The following is a 3,285-nucleotide window of genomic DNA, read 5'->3' as shown; positions in this document are numbered from 1 at the left end:
CTCCGCGCCGACGAAGAAGGCGTTCACGACGAGCGTCGCCAAGCCGATCAGCAGCTGGATAGCGGTCATCGGTCCCCCTCCGGTCCCTCGTCGCCGGCCGTCCCGGTCGGCATGTGCAGCAGTACGCGGGCGGCGCGGCGGCCGCTCGCGTCCACCACGTCCAGCCGCCAGCCGTCCAGCTCCAGCCGGTCCCCGACGGCCGGTATCCGGCCCAGTTCGGCGGCTATCAGCCCGGCCAGGGTCTCGTACGGGCCCTCGGGCACCCGCAGGCCGATCCGCCGGAGCTGGTCGGTGCGGGCGGCGCCGTCGGCGGAGTACAGGACCCGGCCGGACTCGTCCGTACCGGCCGGGGCCAGGTCGGCCGTCTCGTGCGGGTCGTGCTCGTCCCGCACCTCGCCGACGACCTCCTCGACGATGTCCTCCAGCGTGGCCACACCGGCCGTGCCGCCGTACTCGTCGATCACCACGGCCATCGTCTGCCTGCCGGACAGCCGGTCCAGCAGCCGGTCGACGGTCAGCGACTCCGGCACGAGGAGGGGCTCGCGCAGCAGCTGCGACACCGGGTGTCGGTGGCGCTCCTCGGCGGGCAGGGCCAGGACGTCCTTGATGTGGACCGTCCCGACGACGGTGTCGAGGCTGCCCCGGTAGACGGGGAAGCGGGACAGGCCGGTGGCCATGGTCGCGTTGGCGACGTCCTCGGCGGTGGTCTGCACGTCGAGGGCCGTCACCTGCACGCGCGGGGTCATCACGTTCTCGGCGGTCAGGTCGGCCAGGTTCAGGGTCCGGACGAACAGCTCGGCCGTGTCCTTCTCCAGCGAGCCCGCCTTCGCGGAGTGCCGGGCCAGGGCCACCAGCTCCTCCGGGCTGCGCGCGGAGGCCAGCTCCTCGGCGGGCTCCATGCCCAGCCGCCGCACCAGGTGGTTGGCGGTGGTGTTGAGGTGGCTGATCAGCGGCCGGAAGGCGCGGCTGAAGACCCGCTGCGGGGTCGCCACGCGCTTGGCGATGGCCAGGGGGGAGGAGATCGCCCAGTTCTTGGGGACCAGCTCGCCCACGACCATCAGCACCACCGTCGACAGGACGGTGCCGAGCACCAGGGCCGTGGAGGAGGCGGCCGAGGCGGACAGGCCCATGGCCTCGAAGGGCCCGGTGAGCAGGGCGGCGATCGAGGGCTTGGAGATCATGCCGATGACCAGGCCGGTCACCGTGATGCCGAGCTGGGCGCCGGAGAGCTGGAAGGTCAGGCTGCGGACGGCGGCCAGGGCGCTGTCGGCGCCGTGCTCGCCGCGCTCTACGGCCCGTTCGAGCTCGCTGCGCTCGACGGTGGTCAGCGAGAACTCGGCCGCGACGAAGACTCCGCAGGCAAGGCAGAGCAGCAGCGCCACGACGAGCAGGAGCACTTCGGTCATCGGTCGATCACCTCCGTCCCATGGTCGGCCAGGGGGAGGGGGACCGCGCGATGTCGCGTGCGGGATTGGCGGGTACTGGGAGGCTCGCCCATGGACGGACGCTCACACCTTTCGGTCGGGAGGAGGCCGGACGCGGGGTCCGGGTCCGGGGTCCGGGAGGGACCCTGACCACAGGGTAAAGGAAAGGCAAAGGGGATGGCTGCTCCTTTTGGCCCCTCGGGGGCGGATGGTGGGATCGCCGTATGGACGATCTTCATATCGGGCCCGCGTCGGCCGCGGACCTGCCCGCCGTACTGGACTTCTGGAAGACCGCCGCCAAGGGCACGAGCATCAGCGACGACCTGGCCGGGGTCGAGCGGCTGTACGCCCGCGACCCGCACGCGCTGCTGCTCGCCCGGTGCGGCGGCGAGCTCGTCGGCACCGTGATCGCGGGGTTCGACGGCTGGCGGTGCCACCTCTACCGCCTCGCGGTCCACCCGGCCCACCGTCGACGGGGGATCGGGTCGGCGCTGCTCGCGGCCGCCGAGGCCAGGTTCGCGGAGCTGGGCGGCCGGCGGGCCGACGCGATGGTGCTCGACGGGAACGCGCAGGCGCACGGCGCGTGGGACGCGGCCGGCTACCGGCCCGACGAGATCTGGACCCGCTGGGTGAAGCCGGTGGCCGGCCGATAAGGGGTTTTCGGCCAACGCCGCAATGCCTAACCGTTTATGCCGGAAATATTGGCTCGATATCGCTCACGTCCAGGGTTCGGGGTTATGTCGGAACCGGATTTCCGGAACGTTTCGCCGGGCTGGACGCGACGGGTCGAGTGCGTGACCAAAAAGGAATTCCTCCTGGGGCGGTTCCGTGCGGGACGGTGCGCAGGTGGGAGTTGGTGTCGGTGATCATCGGATGATCGCTGGACTGGGCGTTTCGGGTGATAGAACGGGAGGATTTCGTCAACCGCCCGGTGATCGCTGATATCAATTTCCCTGCGCTCGGATCCGCGCCGAATAACTCCTCATTCCGGCCGTGTGCCCACCGCTCCGGCCTGCCCAGAGAATGGAATCCGCGTCATGGGAATCTCCCTCCGCAAGACCGTCGCCCTCGCCGCCCTGGCCCTCGCGGCCTCCCTGCTCCCGGCCGGTGGGGCGGGCGCCGTCCAGCAGGCCGCCGTGCCCGGCCGGTACTGCCTCGCCAACGCCTGGGGCACCCCGAACATCTCCTCCAAGCCCTGCGACTCCGCGGACCAGGGCCAGCACTGGGTCGTCTCGGGCAACCAGATCTCCCTCGCCGGCGCCCGCGCCTACTGTCTGGCCAACAACTGGGGCACCAGCCAGGTCACCACCAAGCCCTGCAACCCCAACGACCAGGGCCAGTACTGGAACGTCTCCGGCCAGCAGATCGCCCTCACCTTCGCCCCGGCCTACTGCTTCGCCAACGCCTGGGGGACCCCGAACGTCGGCACGAAGCCGTGCGACCAGGCCGACCCGGGCCAGAAGTGGGTGGTCTTCAACGACCAGATCAGCCTGGCGCAGGGCTGATCCCGTCCATCTGCGGGAGCGGTCCGCGCCCGCCGCACCGCGCTAGTCGCGGGAGCGGCGGGCCGGAGCCGATGACGCAGTACGAGGTCGGGAGGGCCGGGCCGCGCTCCGGCAGCCGGAAGGAGCGGTGCGCGGTGATCCGGAACCCGGCCGCCTCGATCGCGGCGAGCGGGTCGCGGGCGGTGTGGCAGCCACCGAACAGGCGGGGCCACACCGTCCGGTCGAGCGCCCGCTGCACCGAGGCCATACCGGGGCCGGGGGCGATCCCGTGTTCCAGGAAGCGCAGCTCGGCGTCCGGACGCAGCACGCGGTGCAGTTCGCTGAGGGCGCGCGGCAGGTTCCGTACGGTGCACAGC

3 protein-coding genes and 1 pseudogene are annotated in these 3,285 nt (G+C 71.6%); 2 read left to right on the top strand and 2 right to left on the bottom strand.

The features are described from left to right. Window positions 1-65: 65 nt before the first annotated feature. A complete protein-coding gene (locus VR44_RS20605) occupies window positions 66-1,406 on the bottom strand; it encodes a hemolysin family protein (RefSeq protein WP_045949027.1) in 1,341 nt (446 codons plus the stop codon). A 242-nt stretch (window positions 1,407-1,648) separates the two neighbouring features. On the opposite strand from VR44_RS20605, the gene VR44_RS20600 reads away from it, so the two are divergent. After that, complete coding sequence (locus VR44_RS20600) at window positions 1,649-2,077, top strand: GNAT family N-acetyltransferase (protein WP_045949026.1); 429 nt, start codon at window positions 1,649-1,651, stop codon at window positions 2,075-2,077. 384 nt (window positions 2,078-2,461) lie between these two features. Beyond that, window positions 2,462-2,929: a ricin-type beta-trefoil lectin domain protein gene (locus VR44_RS20595; protein WP_045949025.1), complete on the top strand. Its 468-nt coding sequence runs from the start codon at window positions 2,462-2,464 to the stop codon at window positions 2,927-2,929. Here VR44_RS20595 and VR44_RS20590 read toward each other — a convergent pair. Continuing rightward, window positions 2,910-3,285: pseudogene (locus VR44_RS20590) on the bottom strand (hypothetical protein); the annotation flags it as partial. The gene VR44_RS20595 and the pseudogene VR44_RS20590 overlap by 20 nt on opposite strands.

It is taken from the genome of Streptomyces katrae (assembly GCF_000966975.1).
GTDB classification, from domain to species: Bacteria; Actinomycetota; Actinomycetes; order Streptomycetales; family Streptomycetaceae; genus Streptomyces; species Streptomyces katrae.
The sequence above is the reverse complement of the archived record's forward strand: the minus strand, read 5'-3'. Positions and strand labels throughout refer to the sequence as shown.

Excerpts from the sequence above, each read along its gene's own strand:
- VR44_RS20600 (WP_045949026.1), top strand. The coding sequence starts at position 1,649 with ATGGACGATCTTCATATCGGGCCCGCGTCGGCCGCGGACCTGCCCGCC.
- VR44_RS20595 (WP_045949025.1), top strand. The coding sequence starts at position 2,462 with ATGGGAATCTCCCTCCGCAAGACCGTCGCCCTCGCCGCCCTGGCCCTC.
- VR44_RS20605 (WP_045949027.1), bottom strand. The coding sequence starts at position 1,406 with ATGACCGAAGTGCTCCTGCTCGTCGTGGCGCTGCTGCTCTGCCTTGCC.